The 20,363-nt window shown below is 53.7% G+C and carries 14 protein-coding genes; 7 read left to right on the top strand and 7 right to left on the bottom strand.

Annotated features, from left to right (window positions below; all coding sequences use genetic code 11):
* Positions 1–10: 10 nt before the first annotated feature.
* From AC3I0A_RS16155 to AC3I0A_RS16175, 5 genes are all read right to left on the bottom strand, one after another.
* Positions 11–997, bottom strand: coding sequence for a nitroreductase family protein (locus AC3I0A_RS16155; protein WP_489373052.1), 987 nt, complete (start codon positions 995–997; stop codon positions 11–13).
* A 7-nt stretch (positions 998–1,004) separates the two neighbouring features.
* On the bottom strand, positions 1,005–2,309 hold the full coding sequence (locus AC3I0A_RS16160; RefSeq protein WP_489373053.1) for an oligosaccharide flippase family protein: 1,305 nt from the start codon (positions 2,307–2,309) through the stop codon (positions 1,005–1,007).
* 67 nt (positions 2,310–2,376) lie between these two features.
* Positions 2,377–3,480: a polysaccharide pyruvyl transferase family protein gene (locus AC3I0A_RS16165; protein WP_489373055.1), complete on the bottom strand. Its 1,104-nt coding sequence runs from the start codon at positions 3,478–3,480 to the stop codon at positions 2,377–2,379.
* Positions 3,481–3,697: 217 nt separating this feature from the next.
* Positions 3,698–5,923, bottom strand: a complete 2,226-nt coding sequence (locus AC3I0A_RS16170) for a polysaccharide biosynthesis tyrosine autokinase (protein ID WP_489373056.1) — start codon at positions 5,921–5,923, stop codon at positions 3,698–3,700.
* 40 nt (positions 5,924–5,963) lie between these two features.
* On the bottom strand, positions 5,964–6,404 hold the full coding sequence (locus AC3I0A_RS16175; protein ID WP_489373058.1) for a low molecular weight protein-tyrosine-phosphatase: 441 nt from the start codon (positions 6,402–6,404) through the stop codon (positions 5,964–5,966).
* Positions 6,405–6,867: 463 nt separating this feature from the next.
* Between AC3I0A_RS16175 and galU the strand changes: the two genes are divergently transcribed.
* Positions 6,868–7,701, top strand: coding sequence for a UTP--glucose-1-phosphate uridylyltransferase GalU (gene galU, locus AC3I0A_RS16180; protein ID WP_489373060.1), 834 nt, complete (start codon positions 6,868–6,870; stop codon positions 7,699–7,701).
* 72 nt (positions 7,702–7,773) lie between these two features.
* On the top strand, positions 7,774–8,235 hold the full coding sequence (locus AC3I0A_RS16185) for a mannose-1-phosphate guanylyltransferase (protein ID WP_489373061.1): 462 nt from the start codon (positions 7,774–7,776) through the stop codon (positions 8,233–8,235).
* Positions 8,236–8,273: 38 nt separating this feature from the next.
* Here the strand turns inward: AC3I0A_RS16185 and AC3I0A_RS16190 are convergent, their stop codons facing one another.
* Entirely contained in the window at positions 8,274–8,903 is a 630-nt protein-coding gene (locus AC3I0A_RS16190) for a hypothetical protein (protein WP_489373063.1), read from the bottom strand.
* Positions 8,904–8,951: 48 nt separating this feature from the next.
* Positions 8,952–9,320, bottom strand: coding sequence for a hypothetical protein (locus AC3I0A_RS16195; protein WP_489373065.1), 369 nt, complete (start codon positions 9,318–9,320; stop codon positions 8,952–8,954).
* Positions 9,321–9,631: 311 nt separating this feature from the next.
* Between AC3I0A_RS16195 and bcsQ the strand changes: the two genes are divergently transcribed.
* Genes bcsQ through AC3I0A_RS16220 form a run of 5 tightly spaced genes read left to right on the top strand, consistent with a single transcriptional unit; the run spans position 9,632 to position 20,363 of the window.
* Positions 9,632–10,747: a cellulose biosynthesis protein BcsQ gene (bcsQ, locus tag AC3I0A_RS16200; RefSeq protein WP_489373067.1), complete on the top strand. Its 1,116-nt coding sequence runs from the start codon at positions 9,632–9,634 to the stop codon at positions 10,745–10,747.
* On the top strand, positions 10,744–12,975 hold the full coding sequence (gene bcsA, locus AC3I0A_RS16205) for a UDP-forming cellulose synthase catalytic subunit (RefSeq protein WP_489373069.1): 2,232 nt from the start codon (positions 10,744–10,746) through the stop codon (positions 12,973–12,975). The genes bcsQ and bcsA overlap by 4 nt, the downstream gene beginning before the upstream one ends.
* Before the next feature lie 41 nt (positions 12,976–13,016).
* Positions 13,017–15,275, top strand: a complete 2,259-nt coding sequence (bcsB, locus tag AC3I0A_RS16210; protein WP_489378514.1) for a cellulose biosynthesis cyclic di-GMP-binding regulatory protein BcsB — start codon at positions 13,017–13,019, stop codon at positions 15,273–15,275.
* Between the two features lie 22 nt (positions 15,276–15,297).
* On the top strand, positions 15,298–16,524 hold the full coding sequence (gene bcsZ / locus AC3I0A_RS16215) for a cellulose synthase complex periplasmic endoglucanase BcsZ (protein WP_489373071.1): 1,227 nt from the start codon (positions 15,298–15,300) through the stop codon (positions 16,522–16,524).
* Positions 16,500–20,363: a cellulose biosynthesis protein BcsC gene (locus AC3I0A_RS16220; protein WP_489373073.1), complete on the top strand. Its 3,864-nt coding sequence runs from the start codon at positions 16,500–16,502 to the stop codon at positions 20,361–20,363. Before bcsZ ends, AC3I0A_RS16220 begins: the two co-directional genes overlap by 25 nt.

The following is a 20,363-nucleotide window of genomic DNA, read 5'->3' on the forward strand; positions in this document are numbered from 1 at the left end:
CGTGAGGATATTAAATGCTTTCGATCACAGTATAATATTCATTTAAAGGTTTTCTTTCCGACTGACAAACCTTTAAAGTTTCCGACGGATAACCTGCAGCAAGCATCATCATCACCGTATGTGATTCTTTTATCTTAATAGCCTGTCTAAACTTAATATCAGCAATTGGATTCTTACTCCAATTAAGGCAACAGGTGCCGAGGCCTAATGAATGGAATGCTAAAACCAACGACATTGAAAACATACCTCCGTCTATCCAATGTTGATATCTTTCCTCCGGCATCTCAAACGCATTCAAGTCAGTTGTCACTATCAAAAGACTTGGAACTTCATGGCCAAAACCGCCATTACCATTTTGATGCGCCAAAGCTGCATCAATTAATTCCCGGCTATCTATATGGTAGACGTGCCACGCTTGCCTATTACAAACCGAAGGAGTCTTTAAGGCCATCTGGATTGCGCGCTTTACCGTATCGCGGTGAACTACTTGCTCGGAAAAATCTCTTATGGAATACCGACTATTAAAAAACAGCTCAGGATCTGAGAGTTTACCTTGAAGCAAATAGTCCGTACTCACATCTAAAACGCCCCCCTTGTTTATGAGATGATTCTTTCTCCCACTCACAAACTTCATGACTTCTTCACTGCGCTCACCATTTGAAGGCGATTGCTCAACAAAATCAGACAAGACCTTTAATGCGACCCCCTCATGGAAAGTAGGTATTGTTTTAGAAAAATCAGACTTTTCTAAAAAATACATTAAATCATCTACTGCACTCCAGCCTGAGTTAGCTTTTCTATTTCTAAAGCTCAGGCTTTTTTCGAGCCGATGATAGATTTTTACCGACTTATATCCTCTCCTACCAGACTCATGAGTAGATCGCCACCCTGCATGTTTAAAATGACGAACATAATCATACATAAAGCCCGCCCCGCTAATCAGCGCGTACTTTATTGGTCGTAAAATATCTTTTACTTTGCGCTCTACATTAGACATAAACTAATCACCGAATAAATTCTGTTTGCCGCTGCTTAAACACAAAAGTGCTTGCAGCGTACCTATACAAAGTTAGCAACAATACTTCGCTTACTAGTGTTGCGGCAGCCGCCCCATAGTAACTAAACATAGGAATAAGCGCTAAATTTAAAATTATATTTATAACCGCAACAGCCCCCATGTATTTTACTTTTTTTCGCATATGTTCTTGGGTTACCAATACTGCTCCAACACTCATAGCAACAAATCTTAAGGGCGCACAAAAGGCTAATATAAGAAGTAAATTAACAGACGTTTTGTACGCTTCACCAAAAAGCAAAGGCACCATATAGGGTACGATTATCCATAGACCAATGGCGGCCAGTACACCCAGTACTGCCATTGCCAAATTCCCTTGACGGTATGCTTTGTAAAACATATCTTTATCGTGACGCGCCCAACGATGTAGCTTCGCCAACATGAATTTCTGATAGATCACGCTCGGTAGCAAATATACTCCCGTCATTACGATAAAGGCTACGTTGTAAATACCAGCAGCATTATCGCCGTCTAACTTTTGAAGCAATACAATATTACTTTGATAGTATAAAAGATGAAATATGACAGCTAACCCAAACGGCCAAGCCTGGGAGCAGGTTTCATAAACTGTGGGGTATACAGTCGTTTTACTTAAGGGGCCACTAAATGGCCCATGTTCCTTTAGAGCAAAATGCCGATTTGTCATTTGCCACAAAGGATAAATACCCAGTAGAGCAAATAAAATAGCAACGATAGAATAAATTATTGAAATCTCGACTGGACTCATACTTACTTCGGTCGTTACGACAAAACCTACTATTATGGCTAGCCTGCCTAAGTGCGGAGTCAGTTGCCAAGCTGAAAGCGTTAGATATTTTTCCTCCAATTGTAATTTTGTAGAAACCAACTCCAAAATAGCTTGTCCTGCAAGATAGGACGTTAGAATCATAAGTGAGTATTTTGTATCTAAGCCATGCGGGCCGAATTCCGCCCATATGATTAGCAGACCACTTACGAGTAGAGTGCTGCTCACTACAAACTTAAACGAGGCAGGTAACCAGCGTCTGGCGGCCCAACCTTCCTGCCCAAATGCTTTTAACCAAAAAGCTTGTAGACCAAACCCCGCAAGAGGCGCTAGAAGAGTGACAGTTGTAAGAGACGCTGAAAAAGCCCCGTACTTTCCTGGTCCTAAACAGCGTGCAAGAATTATTTGTGTCAAAAATCCGAAACCTGCCCCCAATAATGACCCGATCCAGAGTAATGAGATTGCCTTCAACGCATACTTTCTATTCATGTTAGATCTTTATCTATGATTGAGTTCTTGAGCATCACTATATGAATAGACAGCTGAGCGATCACTACTAGCTGCACATTGCTCGCTCAATGAAGTTCAGGGAGCTGACCTTCTGTTGTTGAAGCAACTTTGAAGGGTTATCGTAAGGACACCCAATTTCAATACTCTCTATTTCAGACTCTTTGCTTATTATTCTCTGATCAAGTCCCAAGAGTTCAAGCAGACTCCTAATTCGAATCACACTTAGTCCCGGGGACGCGACAGTTAGAGGAATTTCAAAATTGACTGCAAATGCGACTCCATGGAAGGAGTCAGTGACTACATAAGACGCCTTTGAAAATAGATCGACAAACTCGACAGGACCTATATTTTTTAGTGTTCTTACAACCCCTTTATCAGGGAATACGCCTGGGCTGATTGATATAATTGGTAATTTTGTTAATGCCGCAACTTTCTCCAGAGTTTTTCTATAAAGTCTATTTTTGCGGTTAACAAAATAAGACAATATATATCCTCCTTCCACCCCGAGATCATTTCCTTGCGACTTGGTTTTGTTAAGCCAATCTTCTTTATTCAGAAGCAAAGTAGGATCCAAAACATGCTCGACATCCTTATTTACGATCCCTTTAACTACATCTTTCAGTTCACTCTCTCTCGCTCCTATATGGCTATATAAACCAAGAAGAGGTTTTATTTTATTCTTTTCTATTTCGGTATACTTGTGTGAACCTGCACTAGAGGCATATGCTATTTTTTTTGAACTATCTGGTGCAAATGATAAAAAATAATTATTATCTAACTGTTTTTTTTTGCTGATGCACGTTGGATTCCATATTTGATCGCTACCGGAAACGTAAACATCAAATTTCTCTACCGACTCGCCGCTACTGTGCTGTGTGGAAGTTAGATTCAAGTGGGTTACTAGAAAGCCTTTGAATTTCTTTATCGACTTAAGACGATCACTTATTTCAAATACATCTTTTGCGGCAATGACAAGCCCCTTAAGACTTATTTCAAGCCTAATAAGCTTTAAACTTTTCGATATATATGGATTATCATAATCAATGATTTTTGTTTCACCGTACTTAGCGAGCACTTCTTGCAAAGCATAAGCTTGAAGCATAGCTCCATAATTTTTAGCGTTATGGATCGTGATAATTCCAATTTTCATAGGTGCATATCTCAATTTATATTCTGAAACCATCGCAATATTTGCGCATCCCCGTAAATAGACACGCTACCGCCCTAAGATTTATCGTCATTTCCCTAAGGACGATGTCATATGTATTAACCACATATGATTTTATAAATTTTCAGAGAACAGTATCTTCATCGCTTCTACTTCTTTACCAGGCGTCTTAAGAAAAGATGCAAAAAATCAAAAAGCCTTAAGCCTTATCCGACTTATACTCATAGTGGTAGTACTCATAGTTACCATAACTATAGCCTGTTGTTCTTTTTTCCACGCCATTGAAAATAGCGCCCTTAAGCTCAACTCCATTCTGAGCGAATCGCCGAATAGTAAGTTCAATTTCCCTCGCAGGATTTAGCCCAAACCGTGTAACAATAAGATTTGTTCCCGATTGTCTTCCGACAATCGCAGCATCTGTTACAGCCAGCAGAGGTGGTGTATCTAAAATCACCAAATCATACATTTCACTAACTTTCGCTAACAATTCCGTGAAATTTCGATGCATCAACAATTCAGAAGGATTCGGGGGTATTTCGCCTCGGTTGATAAAGTCAAAATTCTCTATATTGGATTTATAGATTGCTGTTGTCAGATCGCATCGCTTAGCCAAAACATCAGAAAGTCCATTTTTTGCTGGAATACCCAAAGTTTTGTGTAAATAGCCTTTCCGCATATCCACATCTATCAGTAAGACTCTCTGTCCAGTCTGAGCGATCACGGCAGCTAGGTTTAAAGATACGAAAGTTTTACCTACCAATGGGCTAGGGCCTGAGATCATGAGACGATTATTGCCTGCATCAAGCATGGCGAAGTGCAAGCTGGTGCGTAGGCTCCGTAGCGCCTCAATTGCCAAATCAGTAGGATGGCTAATAGACAGCAAGGAGGCAGTTTTATCATTTTGTCTATTTGCTACTTTTGAAAACTTTTCCTCTTCAGCTTTTTGCAAGGAGCTGAATGGAATCGAAGCATATACCGGCAGTCCTAGTTGCTCGATTGCCTCAGGGTTTTCCAAGCCCATATTGAGAGCTTTACGTACAAATACAAAAACAACCGCTAAAAACCCACCAAAGAGAGTGGCAATTAATACAATTAATATTTTCTTGGGCTTTACAGGTTTAGTTAGGTCGACATCAGCCTTATCAATCACATGTACGTTACCTACTGTTCCTGCCCGCATTACATCTAGCTCTTGAGCTTTATTTAGAAGTTGAGTATAAATCTCAGTACCAACTTCTACATCACGAGTTAAGCTCAACAACTCTTGTTGGGTGGATGGCAAACCTTCGACTTTCTTTGCTAACCCTGATTGTTTGCTGGTCAACTCATTTATTTGGGTTAACAACGCTCGATATGCAGGGTGTTGCCGCGTAAATTTTCTATCCATCTCAGCTTGCTGTAGTTTCAGCTCGGAGATACTAGTATCCAAACCCACAATTTGATCGAGAATTGCTTTAGTTTCTAGGCTGATATCTACAGATTTATTGCGAGTCTGATATTGATTGAGAGCGTCGCCAGCCTTTTCCAGATCTTTTTTGACCAGTGGAAGCTGCTCTTTCAAAAATTGTAGGCTTTGAGCCGCCTCAGCTGAAGTGCGCTGGACATTCTGCTGTACGTAGAGATTAGCAATTTCGTTCAATATCTTGACAGCTTGTTCTGGGTCTATACTTTCTAACGCTATAGCGATAATACCCGAGTCTTTTCCACGCTCAGATACGTCAAGCGCATCTTGATAATCTAAAATGCTAGTCAGTCGAGGATTGCGAACAATAGTAAACTTGGTTCCAGGATTAGCCAAAAGCTCCTCCACCTGAACCTTAATTCCACCCTGATCAAAAGTCCTACCTACTTCACTCTCACCCAATAAATTGCCATCTTCGTCAAGAAGAGCAAAATGACCACTTTCACCAGCGATGAGTGTCAGTTTTTTGCCAAGCTCATGCTCCGGGAGATTCAATTCAAGTTTTAATAACTCACCTCCCCAAGCGTAACTATTCATACCCAGCCATGGACTCGCTAACTCGCCAGGGTTACTGGTTTTGAACCGGCGAGCTAAAAACTCCCCAACAAAAGGGAGATAATTTGGCTCTACGACAATATCAAGATTCATATTATCTACAGTAGCGCCAATTACTGTCCGGGACTTAATCAACTCGATCTCAGTCGCTGAAGGAGACTCTTTCCCTAGCATACTTCCGATATCGGAAAAACCAAGCATGTCATTTTTTTTTGCTTCGACTTGCAGCAGTGCATTCGCTTTATATGTCGGAGTCGCCAGCACTGCATAAGCAATCCCCGCAGCCATGAAGGCACCAGTTACCACCACAATCAGCCATTTATGGTGTATAAGCGTTCCGAGTAAATCGAGAAGATCAAACTCGTTGCGATTGTCATCCTGCACATTAACTACTGGCGCTTGCTGCATAAAATAAGTTCTTTGCCTTATTACTGTTCGAGAAGTGGCATCAGCGTACGAGACGCTGTGCCCATGCATGTACGGCTTCTTCTATCAATGCATAAGCATGCACAAAGGCAGGTTTGCCTTGGCGATACGGGTCACTGATTTCGCGGTTGTCTTGCCATTTACCCAGCAAAAAAACTTTCCCCCTGGCCTCGGGTGCAACACTGAGAACACCATTAATATGCCGCTGCTCCATCACCAGGATCAGATCTGATTCAACGGCGGATTGTGGAGTCAGTTGAATGGCTTTGTGTTCCCTAGGTAAGTGACCATGTTCCTCAAGAACAATGCGCGCCATCGGCTCGATAGGGTGGTCCTCGAGTGCAGCAAGCCCCGCGGAGCTAACCTCAATATCGGACCGAACGAGAGCTTCTCGCAACAGGTTTTCTGCCGTAGGACTGCGACAGATGTTGCCAATACAAACGATCAGAATTTTCTTAAACAAGGCAACCTCCCTGCACCTGAAGTAATAGAGTGTTATCGTTCTAGAACGATAAGCAGCCGAACGGCAAAAAAAACACTCATTTCTTCCACAATGTGAATGTAGAGAAGAACGAAGTTTCTCCCTGTCGGCTTAACCTGAAAATACCCCACGCATAGGCCTTGATGAAAATCTTAACTGCGAACCCCCAACGACATCAACCTTTAAATACCAAGTGAACACTTAGTGCCACATCACAAAAATTCGTTCCATCAATAAATACAGACATAAAATAACATTCATCCGAAATTCCAGACGTAAACTAACATTCGCGACTTTCCAGATGCTACCTAGCATAGGTTATGGTATCTATTGCGGGAACTTATAAATGAATATCGAATCCTGAGCAAGTAACAGTGCTCAACGCGATGGTATCCATCGCCTTTTTGTTATTAACATTTCTAACGTATATCTAACAGGACACTACATGATCCGTAAATGCCTCTTCCCCGCAGCCGGCTATGGCACCCGCTTTCTACCTGCCACAAAGGCCATGCCCAAGGAAATGCTGCCTGTCGTCAACAAGCCTCTGATCCAGTACGCCGTAGAGGAAGCACGGGACGCGGGTCTTCAGCATATGGCGATCGTAACCGGTCGTGGCAAACGGGCTTTAGAGGATCACTTCGATATCAGCTACGAGCTGGAGCATCAGATTCGCGGCAGCGACAAGGAGAAGTTCCTGGCGGGCACTCGCGAGTTGATGGAGGCCTGCACCTTCTCTTACACCCGTCAGGTGGAGATGAAGGGGCTTGGGCATGCCATTCTCTCTGGTCAGCCGTTGATTGGTGATGAGCCGTTTGCGGTGGTGCTGGCTGATGACCTGTGTCTGAACCTTGAAGGCGATGGTGTGCTGACTCAGATGATCGCTCTCTATAAGCAGTTCCGCTGCTCGATCGTGGCGATCCAGGAAGTCCCCCATGATCAGACACACAAATACGGGATCATTGCCGGCGAGCAGATTCACGATGGCATTTATCGGGTCAACAGCATGGTTGAAAAGCCCAAGCCGGAAGACGCACCGTCCAATCTGGCCATTATTGGCCGTTATATTCTGACGCCTGATATTTTTGATCTGATCGCTGACACAGAACCAGGCAAGGGCGGCGAAATCCAGATCACCGATGCATTGATGAAACAGGCACAAAGTGGCTTGGTGCTGGCTTACAAATTCAAAGGTCATCGTTTTGATTGCGGCGGCGCGGAAGGTTATGTCGACGCGACCAACTTCTGCTTTAAGCACCTGTATCAGAACGGCCTGTAAAAGGGATTTTCTTTAGCTCCTGGGTGCCGCCTCTCTAGGCGGCCATAAACCTTTTTGCAATGGCGGACCACTATGAACGCTTCTGGATCACCGATCGACTCTGTCTATACATCGCGGGACCCTTTTGCATCCGGCACTATCGTTTTGGGGCAAGAGCTCACCGAGGGCAACAGTGGGTTGATGGTTTGGTTGCAGACATACGAGAGACGCCCCTCCTCTACTCCGCCACAGCCGAGGTTGTTGGTGGAGCGTATTGGGCTCTTTCCTTCCTCTGGGGAGATTCGACGCGCGGTCCGTAATCCACTTGCCGTTCTGGAGCACTTCAAGACCCGGTATGCCGGCGAAGTGCTGGACATGGATGAGAGCAACGGTCTAAGCCTGACGTTCACTGAATGGCGCTTCAAGATCCGCCTCTCGGAGACCGAGCCCGAAATCCTGCTGAATGTTGAGAGTCGTGGCGATGTTGCGTTGATGCAGATGAAGACTGCAGAGCTGCTGGATCAGATTGATGAGAAGAATATGAGTGAGTCCTAGTGCCGCCACTTCACCAGGACTCGCAATCAAGCCAACCTCTATAGCCGTAACGATCCGTCAGCCCCACGCCAGTGAGGCTGCTTAAAAGCCTTCTCTGCCCCCGAAAGAGACACCGCGAGCGTGTTCAATAACCCCTCAGCGGTATATTTCGGAATGCTCGCACTCAACATAATCACCACAAGCCCTAGCGCCACGGCCGGCAGGGGAATTTTGCCGAGTTCCTTGTTTTCCAATCTGTAAAGGAACACGCAGGCCGCCGCGGATCCCACAAGCGCTCCGGCAATGGCTTCTGACAGAGGATGGATAGTGGTTCCGACATAATGGACACTGAACCACCAGGTCGACAGCAGCCCTGCACCCAGCGCGAACCATCGAAGGCTGTGGTCTATCTGTCGGAACAGTAGACTCAGCACCACGGTCGACACCAGGCAAGCGTTCATCGCATGGCCGCTGATCACCGCGATATCCAGGCTTTCCAGGCCGATTCCCCAGCCCTTGAACAGCACTTTGCTCAGGCCGACGACGCAATAGGCGACGAGCAACACACCTAGCCATAGAAAGGCGACCTTTTTTGAGGCTGTGCACCACAGCCAGCCGGCGACGACCAGGGCTGCCGGGAGCATGACGGTGATGCCGGCGTATTGAGTGATGTACCGTGTTGAATCCAATCTACCTCCTCGAATACGCCTTGCTGCGCAGCAAGGTAAATATCGCCTTCAGCGATCCAATAAACACTTCAAACGGCCCTCTACAATAGCCGTCGAATAATTCGCCACGCCCATCGCCAGTTCTGCCTCCACCAGCGCCTCCAGCAAGGCAGCTTGCGCCTCGAAGCGCAGGCCGCGCTTAAGCTTTCGCGCTGCGTGCATCTGATCCAGTAACACATGGGTCACTTGGTAAGGCGTGCTGATTTTCAGGCGCTGTAGCCAGGCGGGAAGTTTCTTTGCGATCTTACGTTGCCGGCCGTCCTCGACACCCGTCGCCTTATCCGGGAAAGTATTTTTTGAAACTGCCACTATTTCTTCAAATACATCGGTCAACTTCTTTAATACATAGCCCAGCATCAAATCATCGAAGGCGGCCAAAACTCACACTCCATCGCGTCGGAAAATTATTGCTCCCGATAAACACACCCATTACTGATGATCACATTACACCTCATTGGACAGTCATTATTGGACGCATTATAACATTCACACTTTCCACGAATAACATAACGCCTTAATAACACTCAGACGAATGCTAACAAGCCTCACTGACTTTTCTTAACAATCATTGACACCCAGACGCAGACATCAGAGATTAGTGGCACTCTGCCAACCCCCAGACGACGCATCAACGTTGTTAAGTTAATGGAATGCTGAGTTTCTGAGTTATTTCATTCCTGGTACAACGCATGAAATATGTAGACGATATTACGAAACTCTTTACACGTTTTGGCGCCAATGCGCAGAGCTACCAGGAAATACAACCGAACTATAAAGATTTCAAAGACGACCCGGTTACGCCAACGCCCCCTGTGTTTCTACTGGATGAACCACAGCCTACTTTGTTGATTGGCGCGCCGGTCGAGCCTGCGAAGCGTGTTGTTCTCTCGCTACCTTCGCCAAAATCCCCTCCCCTGACCGAGTCACCTGCGGTTTCTGCAACGGGTGACCGTCAGCGATTGAGCGACCTGTTGCATGAGCTCAACCAGGTTCGTAGAGACGGCCTGCCGGAAACAGCTCGCAAGCGGACCAGGGCAAAGGTCATCGCTATCGCTTCGGCGAACGGTGGGGTGGGTAAAAGTACCGTCGCAGCCGGCCTTGCGAAAACACTTCGGCGCCCTGGCGAGAGAAGCATCGTCATTGATCTTGACCCTCAGAACGCCCTGTCCAGCCACTTGGGTATCACCCGACAGGTTCCTGGGCTGATCCAGCTCAAACAGCCGGACGCAGACTGGAGTGCCCATTGTCTGCGGGGCTATGGCGACAGTGAGTGCCTGCCCTTCGGCACTGGCGAGGTGAACGATCGTCGATTGCTCAAACAGCTGATGTTTGAAGATCCTGGCTGGTTGAATCGGCACCTTGCGTCGATGAACCTCAGCGAAAACGACACCGTGATCCTGGATACCCCTTCGGGAGCGACCGTCTATTCGCAACAGGCCCTCGATGCCGCCGATCTGGTGCTGGTGGTGACGGTGGCCGACGCGGCCTCTTACCTGGCACTGGACACCATGACACAGTGGCTGGCAACCAGCCGGCGACGGGCGCAACGGCACAGGTATGTGCTCAACCAACAGGATGACTCGCGTTCATTCAGCAAGGATATGGGCGTGCTGTTCCTGCGGCGGCTCGGTGCTGACCTGATCGGGACGATACACCTCGATCACCAGCTCAACGAATCACTGGCCTATGGTCGGGACCCACTGCAGTACTCACCCGACAGCATTGGCTGTCAGGACACGCTTTCGCTGTCACGCGCGGTCCATGCCCTGCTTGCGGATACCTGCGGCCAGCAGGTTACGCCATGACCGTCCAGCTGAATCCGGCACCTGCGAAGACGTGGTGGTTGCAGGGGCTACTGGATACTTTCCAGACCCGCTTCAGTCGATGGCCGCTGTGGTGCCGCCGAGGCCTGAAGATTTCAGCCGGACTGATTGCAGCGTTGTTGGTGCTGGGTATCCTCACCGCGCCGCTGGATCTGTATTCCCAGGCAGCGTTTGCCGCCGTCTGTTTTGTCACCAGTCTGATCATCCGCAGGCGAACCGGGCGTCTGGCGATCCTGACCCTGGTCACCCTCTCGCTGATCGCTTCGTTGCGCTACATGTACTGGCGCCTGACCGACACCCTGGGCTTCGACAACTGGCAGGATGCCGTATTTGGCTACGGGCTGGTGCTGGCTGAACTGTATGCCCTGCTCATCCTGGTGTTCGGCTACGTACAGACCGCCTGGCCGCTGCACCGCAAACCGCAGTTTCTGCAACAGGCGCCCGCTGAATGGCCGACGGTAGACGTCTTCATTCCCACCTATAACGAAGCGTTGAGCATCGTGAAACTGGTGGTGCTCGCCGCCCAGGCCATCGACTGGCCCGAGGGCAAGCTGCGGGTGCACGTGCTCGATGACGGACGTCGGGAGGAATTCAAGGTTTTCTGCCAGCAAATTGGTGTCAACTACATCACCCGCGACAACAATCAGCATGCCAAGGCCGGCAACCTCAATGAGGCGCTCAAAGTCACCGATGGCGAGTTCATTGCCATATTCGACGCCGATCACGTGCCCACCCGCTCCTTCCTGCAGATCACCATGGGCTGGTTTATCAAGGACCCGAACCTGGCGTTGCTGCAAACACCGCACTTCTTCTATTCACCCGACCCGTTCGAAAAGAACCTCGATACCTTTCGCTCGGTGCCCAATGAAGGCGAGCTGTTCTACGGTCTGGTACAGGACGGCAACGACCTCTGGAACGCGACATTCTTCTGTGGCTCCTGCGCGGTCATCCGCCGCACGCACTTGCTGGAAGTCGGCGGTATCGCCACCGAAACCGTGACGGAGGATGCACACACCGCACTCAAGCTCAATCGCCGTGGTTACAACACCGCCTACCTCGCCATTCCACAGGCAGCAGGACTCGCCACGGAAAGCCTTTCCCGGCACATCAGTCAGCGCATACGCTGGGCACGGGGTATGACGCAGATTTTTCGGACCGACAATCCGCTGTTTGGCAAAGGACTGAACCTGGGGCAGCGCATCTGCTACCTCAACGCCATGATGCACTTTTTCTACAGTCTGCCCCGTCTGGTGGTCTTGACTGCTCCCTTGGCCTACCTGATGTTCGACGCGCAGATTTTCCATGCCCCGGCGTTGATGATCATGGTCTATGTACTGCCACATATTTTCCATTCCAGCCTGACCAACTCCAGCATCCAGGGGCGCTTTCGCCATTCCTTCTGGAACGAAGTGTATGAGTCGGTTTTGGCCTGGTACATCATGCGCCCGGTACTGTTCGCCCTGCTCAGCCCTTCGCTGGGTAAATTCAACGTGACCGACAAGGGCGGCACCATTGAAAAAGACTATTTCGACTGGAAACTCGCGCGGCCTTACATCGTCCTGCTGACCTTGAATATGGTCGGTCTGGTGATCGGCATGGTGAAACTGCCAGGGAGTGATTCGGCCGAAGTCACTACTCTGCTGATCAACCTGGCCTGGACCCTGTACAACATCATCATGGTCGGCGCCGCCGTGGCGGTGGCCCGCGAGTCCTCTCAGGTGCGCACCGAACCCAGGGTGCCCGCTGATCTGCCCATGCGCATCTATCGCGAAGACGGCACCTCGTTCGATTGCAAAACCCAGAATTTCTCACAGAACGGCGTGGGTCTGACGCTGCCACCGCAGGTTCAGCTCTGCGCCAATGAGAAGCTGCGGCTCTGCATTCTGCGCACGCCTCCTTCAAGCCTCTTTCCCGCAACAACGATGTTCAGCAACGACTGCATGGCGGGCGTGCAATTCGACGCCTTGTCCCTGCGCCAGCAAAGTGAACTGGTGCGACTGACATTTTCACGGGCCGACACCTGGGCCAACACCTGGGGTAACGGCCGCATCGACGCGCCTTTGAAGGCGTTGCGGGAGATCAGCAGCATCGGCTTACGCGCCATCCTCCACTTGTTCGTTGCAACCCTAAAGGACGGCCAGGCGCTGCTGCGCAAACGCCCGGACGCTCCATCACCTATCGACTCCACCGCGGACACGCAACGATCTTGAAGCCTTCCACTCGCCGGACCTTTCTTCCTCGTCGCTCACTCATGCTGATCGCCTGCTCGCTACTGGGCTGGAGCGGCTGGGCCTTGAGTGCTGCCGCCCAAATCAGCGCCACGGACCCGGCGGCGATGCCGGTCGCAGCGTTGCCCGGGACCGATGCCCCGTCCAACAGCTACACCCGCACCCTCAAGGAGCTGGGCAAAAGCTATTCGATGAACTTCAAGGGCGTGGAGGCTACCGACAGTGTGAATTTCGATGTGCGCGCCGATGAAGTCGTCACGGCTGCGCAAGTCACGCTGCAGTACAGCTACTCACCGGCGCTGTTGGCCGACCTTTCGCAGATCAACGTGCTGGTCAACGATCAAGTGGCTGCCAGCCTGCCCCTGCCCAAGGACGAGGCCGGTAAGTTGCAGACCCGGACCGTGCAGATCCCGCCGCAGATGATTACCGAATTCAACCGGCTCAGCCTGCAGTTCATCGGTCACTACACGATGCAATGTGAAGACCCGCTGCACTCCAGCCTGTGGGCCAGGGTCGGCAACGAGAGCCAGCTGAGCCTCCAGGTGTCTTCGATAAAACAGCCCAACGATCTGTCCGCTCTGCCGCTGCCCTTGTTCGATCGTCGAGACGCCTTGCCCTTGAAGCTGCCCTTCGTGTTCGCCACCCGCCCTGGTGGTCCTGAGCTCGAGGCCGCCGGCATCCTGTCCTCCTGGTTTGGCGCCCTGGCCAGCTACCGCGGCGCAACCTTCCCCGCCAGCCTCACCAGCCTGCCGGCCAAAGGCAACGCCGTGGTGTTTGTCAGCGGTAGCGAATCAACAACCTTGAGTGGCTTACCGATCAAAGAGGCTACGGGGCCGACCTTGACGCTCATGAGCAACCCGAATGACGCTCAGGGCAAACTGTTGATCGTTTCCGGGCGCGATGGCGCCGATCTGAAAATCGCCGCGACCGCGCTGGCGCTCGGCAGCTCGGCCTTTTCCGGGCAGAGCGTGGTGATCGACCGGATCGACTCGCTCGAGCCACGCCAGCCGTACGACGCGCCAAACTGGCTGCCCTCCGATCGCCCGGTTCGTCTGGGTGAACTGGCAAAGCCTAGCGAGCTCAATGTGTCAGGTTACAACCCGGGACAACTGACGGTTGCGCTGCGCTTGCCACCCGACCTGTTCAGCTGGCGTGAGCCAGGCGCGCAACTTGACCTGAAATACCGCTATACCCCCCAACCGGTCTCCACCAATTCCTCGTTGCTGATCAGCTTCAACGACACCTTTATCAAGTCGATCGAACTGCCTTCGATCGAGGAACTCGGCAATAGCGACAGCCTGCTGGCGATGCTCAAAACCGATGACAGCCTGGCCCGCACGTCGCGCATGCTGTTGCCGCTCAATTCAGTCGCGCTGCAATCGCGCCTGCAATTTCGTTTCATGTATGACTACATCAAACAGGGCGAATGCCGCGACATCATCATCGACAACGTGCGCAGTGTGATTGACCCGGACTCGACCCTGGACCTCAGCCAATACGAGCACTTTATGGCCATGCCCAACCTCGGGGTGTTCAAGGACAGTGGCTTCCCGTTCACCCGCATGGCCGACCTTTCTGAAACCTCGGTGATCCTGCCCAATGATCCAGGCCCGGCCGATCTAGGCGCCTATCTGACCCTGCTGGGCCGCTTCGGCGACTCCACCGGCTATCCGGCCACCGGCGTGAAGGTGGTCCATGCCGCCCAGATCGCCGAGCAACGCGACAGAGATTTGCTGGTACTTGCCTCGGGCGACAATCAGCCGCTGCTGGATCAATGGCAACACCTTCTGCCGGCCAAGGGCGAAGACGCCGCGCAATACTTTGAACTGTCTGACCTGCCCTTGCGTCTGCGCAACTGGATCAGCCCGGATGCGAAAACCAATCTGCGTGAAGCGCGCAACAGCTTCAGGTTTACCGCTGAGGACGGCAGTGCTTATCTGACCGGATTTGAATCGCCGCTCACCAGCGGGCGCAGTGTGGTGTTTATCGCAAGCGCCAGGCCCAGCGGCCTGAGTGACGTGACCGATGCCCTGCTCAGCCGTGAAGAAAACAGCCACGAGCTGCAAGGCAGTCTGGTGGTGGTCAGGGGCAAGCACGTCGAATCGCTGGTTGCCGAACAGGATTACTACGTCGGGCACTTGGGCCCATTGCGCTACCTGCAGTGGTACCTCTCGCAGAACCTGATGGTGCTCATGCTGTTTACCCTGATCGGGGTCCTGCTGCTTGCTTCGATGGCCTACCTGGCCCTGCGCTTGCGGGCCAAACGTCGTCTTGGCCATTGAGCCGCGCAGGCCTGTGTCGTCCATGAGCAGCCGGGATGCTTCACTTCGCCAGGGCCTGCGCAGTAACGCGCGCAGGTTGAGCGCTGTGCTTGCGCTCGCCCTGCTGGCGCCGGCGATAGCGGCCGGAAAATCCTGTGAGTCGCCGGCTTGGCCACTGTGGCAAACCTACTCAACGCGCTTCGTCCAGGACGACGGCCGGGTTCTGGAATCCAGCCTGGAGAACAATCACAGCACCTCTGAAGGGCAGTCCTACGGCATGCTCTTCGCACTGATCGGCAACGATCAGCCACGCTTCGACAAACTCTGGCGCTGGACCTCCGCCAACCTCGCGGGCGGATCCATCGCCACACGCCTGCCGGGCTGGTTATGGGGGCAAGGCACGGACGGTCAGTGGCGCCTGCAGGACGCTAACTCGGCCGCCGACGCCGACCTGTGGTTCGCCTACGCCCTGCTCGAAGCCGCACGCCTGTGGCATCGGCCGGACTATCACGCAGACGCCCTGCAACTGATGGCGACGATCGAAGCGCAATTGGTCGTCAGGCTGCCCGGGCTGGGCCCGATGGTATTGCCTGGGCCGCAGGGTTTCGTCCAACCGAATGCTCTCTGGCGTCTGAACCCCAGCTACCTGCCACTGCCGCTGTTACGGCGGCTGGCCAAGGAAGCACCCTCCGGGCCCTGGCAAGCGATTGCCGACAACAGCGCGACGATGATCAGCCAATCAAGCGCCCACGGTTTCATCGCCGACTGGGTCGGCTATCAAGGGACTTCAGCGCAATCGGGCGTGTTCGTGAGCGACCCGATCAACGGCGAAACCGGCAGCTACGACGCCATTCGCGTGTACCTCTGGCTGGGCATGAGCGCCGCCACCGAACCGCTGGCAGCGCCCCTGCTCAAACGGCTGGACGGTATGGCCCGCAGCACTCGGGCCACGGGTGTCCCTCCGGAAACGGTCCAGGTTCTCCACGGCAGTGTTCAGGGTCAGAGCCCTTTCGGATTCTGGGCTGCATTAATTCCATATCTTTCGGCCAAGGGCCAGCCCGGCTTCGCTGATCAGCAACGACTGCGGGTGGACCAGGCCTTGGGCGAGGCGCTGTCCAGGCCTGATGCCAATGCGGGTCCGCCGCGTTACTACAACTTCATGCTTAGCCTGTTCGCACTCGGCTGGGCAGATAAACATTATCGATTCCGGGAAGACGGAACGCTGAAACTCTCCTGGGAGACCCCATGCTCGCGCACCACCGCACGCTAGCCATCGCCGTCATGAGCGTTTGGACGGCCGCTGCTGCCCACGCTCAAAGTCCGACGCCACAGACATTGCTCGTCGAGCAAGGGCAGTACTGGCAGTTGCACAACAACCCACAACGCGCTGCGGAAGTCTGGCTGAAAGTCCTGCTGCTGGACCCGGTCCAGGTTGACGCACTGTATGGCCTGGGCTTGATCGGCGTGCAACAGGGCAAGCCACAACAGGCACAGCAATACCTCACCCGCTTGCAGGCCATCCAGCCAGCGCCTCGGCAGGCACTGCAATTGGCGCAGGACATCGCCCTGGCACAACCGCAAAACCAGCAGCGTCTGGAAGAGGCTCGCCGCCTCGCTGATGCCGGCGAGCGCGACAAAGCGACCGCCGTGTTTCGCTCGCTGTTCGATGGCCGTCCACCTCAAGGCACGATCGGCCGCGAGTATTACAACAACCTTGCCTTCAATCAGGCTGACTGGGCTGAAGCGCGCGGCGGATTTCAGCGCCTGCAACGGGAAATGCCCAACGACTCGATCGTCGCGCTGTTTTACGCCAAGCATCTGGTGCGCCGTGAAGACAGCCGGGCCGAGGGCATCCGCGCCCTGGCCGGGCTGACCCAGCGTACCGACATTGCCGGTGATGCCGACGAAAGCTGGCGCCTGGCGCTGACCTGGATCGGCCCGCCCAATCCGGCACAAGTGCCGTTGTTCGAGGCGTACCTCAAGACGCATCCGGATGACGTGGAAATCCGGGCGCAGATGAACAAGGGCAAGCAACAGGTGGCATCGACGGCCAGCAAGGAATGGCAACCGCCCGCCGAAGTCGCGCGCGGCCTGAAGGCCCTGAAAGAAGGCGATCAGACCACCGCCGAACAGGCCTTCCAGGCACGCTTGAATGCCCAACCCGATGATGCTAACGCGCTGGGTGGCCTTGGGGTGATTCGCCAGCAACAACATCGATTGGCCGATGCAGAAAAGCTCCTGGGCCAGGCCACACGACAACGCGACGGCAGCCACTGGCAAGCCGCACTGAACGAAGTGCACTACTGGTCTGCGTTGCAGCAGGCCCGCGACGCCCAGGCCAAAGGCCAGACAGCCCAGGCATTAGCCTTGGTCAATCAGGCCCTGCATCTGACCCCGAACGGGGTGGACGCTCGCCTCGCCCTGGCGGATATTCAGACCAGCGCGGGCCAGTTCGATGACGCCCAGCGCAACTATCGCCAGGTGCTGAGCCTACGCCGCGACGACCCTCAAGCACAGGAAGGGCTGGTCAACGTGCTGCTCAAGAGCGGCAAGAACGATGAAGCCCTGCAACTGATCAACGGCCTGCCAGCCACCGGAGAGGCAAAGATCGGCCAGTCCGCACGCCTGCAAGCCTTGCGCGCGACGCAACTGGCCGCGCTCGCCGAACAACGCAACGACCTGCCCGCTGCGCGCAGCGCCTTGCAGGACGCGCTGCGCTACGAACCGGACAACATCTGGACACGCTTCGCCCTGGCCCGCCTGAACCTGGCGATGGGCGAACCGCAAAAGGCTCGGGACCTGATCAACGCCATGCTCCAGGCCCGCCCCGACAATGCCGATGCGCTTTACATCAGTGCCTTGCTGTCGGTCCAGATGGGTGAGTGGAAAGCCGCCCATGCAACCTTGGGACGCTTGCGCCCCGACCAACGCACCCCGGACATGGAAGCGCTGGCCGCTGATGTCTCCCTCAACCTGCAACTCAGCCAGGCGATCGAGTTGGGCAAACGCGGACAGCGCCAGGAAGCCCTGACCTTGCTCGAGCGCATTCAGCCGATAGCCAACAACAGTCCAGAACGCACGGCGAGCCTGGCCTCGGCCTATGTCGACATCGGCGACTCGCCCCGTGCGCTGGCCCTCATGCGCGGCCAGTTGCAACACACCACGGCGCCCTCGGCGGACTTCATCCTGCAATACGCCGCTGTCCTGCTTAAAACCGGAGAAGACGTAGAGGTCAACACGATTCTGCGCGACCTTCAGAACCGTCCCTTGAACGCACCGGCTCGCAAACGTTTCGACGACCTGCTCTATCGCTATCGCATCCGCCAGGCTGACCAGCTGCGTGAACGAGGCAATCTGGCCAGCGCTTATGACACGCTGGCGCCCGCACTGGCGCAACGTCCCGGTGACAGCGCTGGCGTCGCGGCCCTGGCACGGATGTACTCGGCAAACGGCGACACGGCAAAGGCCCTCGATCTCTACAAACCGCTGTTACAGCGCCAGCCAAACGACCCGCAACTGCTGCTGGGTGCTGCCGACGCGGCGGTGCTGGCACATGACACTGCATTTGCCGAACAGGCACTGCAACAGCTGCTCAAGACCGAATCCGGTAACCCTCAAACGCTGACGGAGGCCGCACGCCTCTACCAGAACATGGGCAAGACCGGCATGGCGGCCGATTTGCTGCGCAAAGCCGTAGCCATCGAACAGAGCGAGAAACGCAGAAGTCAGGGCGGCCAACTGGCAGGTTCGACGGTGGCGCCCAACCCTTTTGCCGGGGTGTCGGGTCAGCGTGGCGAGGTCAGTCGCGACACCTTGCTGGCAGCGATCCCGCCACCGGCTCAGGAGATGCCGGGCAGCGTGAAGTCTTACGGCCCCTTTCACATCGACGCCACTCTAAGGCCGCAGCAGGCGAGCAATCCATTCGAGTCGCAGGTGCCGCGCGCAGCACTGGCGAGCGAGGACATCAGCCCCGCGCAACTGGCGCTGAGTAAAATCCTTCAGGAGCGCAGTGCCTACGTCACCCAGGGCGTGAGCATTCGCAGCAACAACAGTGAGTCGGGACTGAGCAAACTGACCGATATTGAAACACCGCTGGAAATCAATATCCCGCAGGATGAAAGCCGCGTCGCCCTGCGCGTAACGCCCGTCTCGCTGAACGCCGGCAGTGCCAGCGGTGAGGCGCTGCAGCGTTTCGGTAGCGGTGCGCAGAGCGACGGCGTCGGTTCGCAAAAAGCCGAGGGTGTCGGCCTTTCCCTCGCCATTCAACGGCCCGCAGATGGGCTCAAAGCCGATCTCGGCACCACCCCGCTCGGCTTCAAATACACCACCGCCACGGGCGGCATCAGCGTTGATCGCCCCATAAGCGACACCTCCAATGTCCGTTACGGCGTGAGCGTTTCCCGGCGTCCGGTGACCGACAGCGTCACCTCGTTTGCCGGCACCACGGACAAACGCAGCGGGCAATCCTGGGGCGGTGTGAGCGCCAACGGCGGGCGTGGCCAGTTGAGCTATGACGACAACGAAATCGGCGCCTATGGCTACGCCTCCTGGCACCAACTATTGGGCAACCATGTCGAGTCCAACAGCCGCAGTGAACTGGGCAGCGGTGTGTACTGGTACCTGCAAAATGCAACGGACAGCAAACTGACCGTCGGCTTGAGCATGACCGGCATAAGCTACGCCAACAACCAGGACTATTTCACCTACGGCCACGGCGGCTATTTCAGCCCGCAGACGTTCTTCGCCCTGGGTGTGCCGGTGACCTGGGCACAACGCTCCGGACGCTTGAGCTATCAAGTCAAGGGCTCGGTCGGCGTGCAGCATTTCGAGCAGGACAGCGCCGATTATTTCCCTACCGACAAAGCCCTGCAGGCGGCCTCTGGCCTGCGCTACGCCGGGCAAAACAAAACCGGGATCGGCTACAGCCTCGCCGCGGCGGCTGAATACAAGCTCGCTTCGAACTTCCTGCTGGGCGCCAATCTGGGCCTGGACAACGCCCGCGACTACCAACAACTCAGCGGTGCCCTGTCCTTGCGCTACCAGTTCGAGGACATCAGCGGCCCCATGAGCCTGCCGGTCAGCCCCTACTCCTCGCCTTATTCCAACTGA

Source organism: Pseudomonas sp. KH_024_B2 (genome assembly GCF_057839965.1).

Excerpts from the sequence above, each read along its gene's own strand:
- AC3I0A_RS16155 (WP_489373052.1), bottom strand. The coding sequence starts at position 997 with ATGTCTAATGTAGAGCGCAAAGTAAAAGATATTTTACGACCAATAAAG.
- AC3I0A_RS16160 (WP_489373053.1), bottom strand. The coding sequence starts at position 2,309 with ATGAATAGAAAGTATGCGTTGAAGGCAATCTCATTACTCTGGATCGGG.
- AC3I0A_RS16165 (WP_489373055.1), bottom strand. The coding sequence starts at position 3,480 with ATGAAAATTGGAATTATCACGATCCATAACGCTAAAAATTATGGAGCT.
- AC3I0A_RS16170 (WP_489373056.1), bottom strand. The coding sequence starts at position 5,923 with ATGCAGCAAGCGCCAGTAGTTAATGTGCAGGATGACAATCGCAACGAG.
- galU (WP_489373060.1), top strand. The coding sequence starts at position 6,868 with ATGATCCGTAAATGCCTCTTCCCCGCAGCCGGCTATGGCACCCGCTTT.
- AC3I0A_RS16185 (WP_489373061.1), top strand. The coding sequence starts at position 7,774 with ATGAACGCTTCTGGATCACCGATCGACTCTGTCTATACATCGCGGGAC.
- bcsQ (WP_489373067.1), top strand. The coding sequence starts at position 9,632 with ATGAAATATGTAGACGATATTACGAAACTCTTTACACGTTTTGGCGCC.
- bcsA (WP_489373069.1), top strand. The coding sequence starts at position 10,744 with ATGACCGTCCAGCTGAATCCGGCACCTGCGAAGACGTGGTGGTTGCAG.
- bcsB (WP_489378514.1), top strand. The coding sequence starts at position 13,017 with ATGCTGATCGCCTGCTCGCTACTGGGCTGGAGCGGCTGGGCCTTGAGT.
- bcsZ (WP_489373071.1), top strand. The coding sequence starts at position 15,298 with ATGAGCAGCCGGGATGCTTCACTTCGCCAGGGCCTGCGCAGTAACGCG.
- AC3I0A_RS16220 (WP_489373073.1), top strand. The coding sequence starts at position 16,500 with ATGCTCGCGCACCACCGCACGCTAGCCATCGCCGTCATGAGCGTTTGG.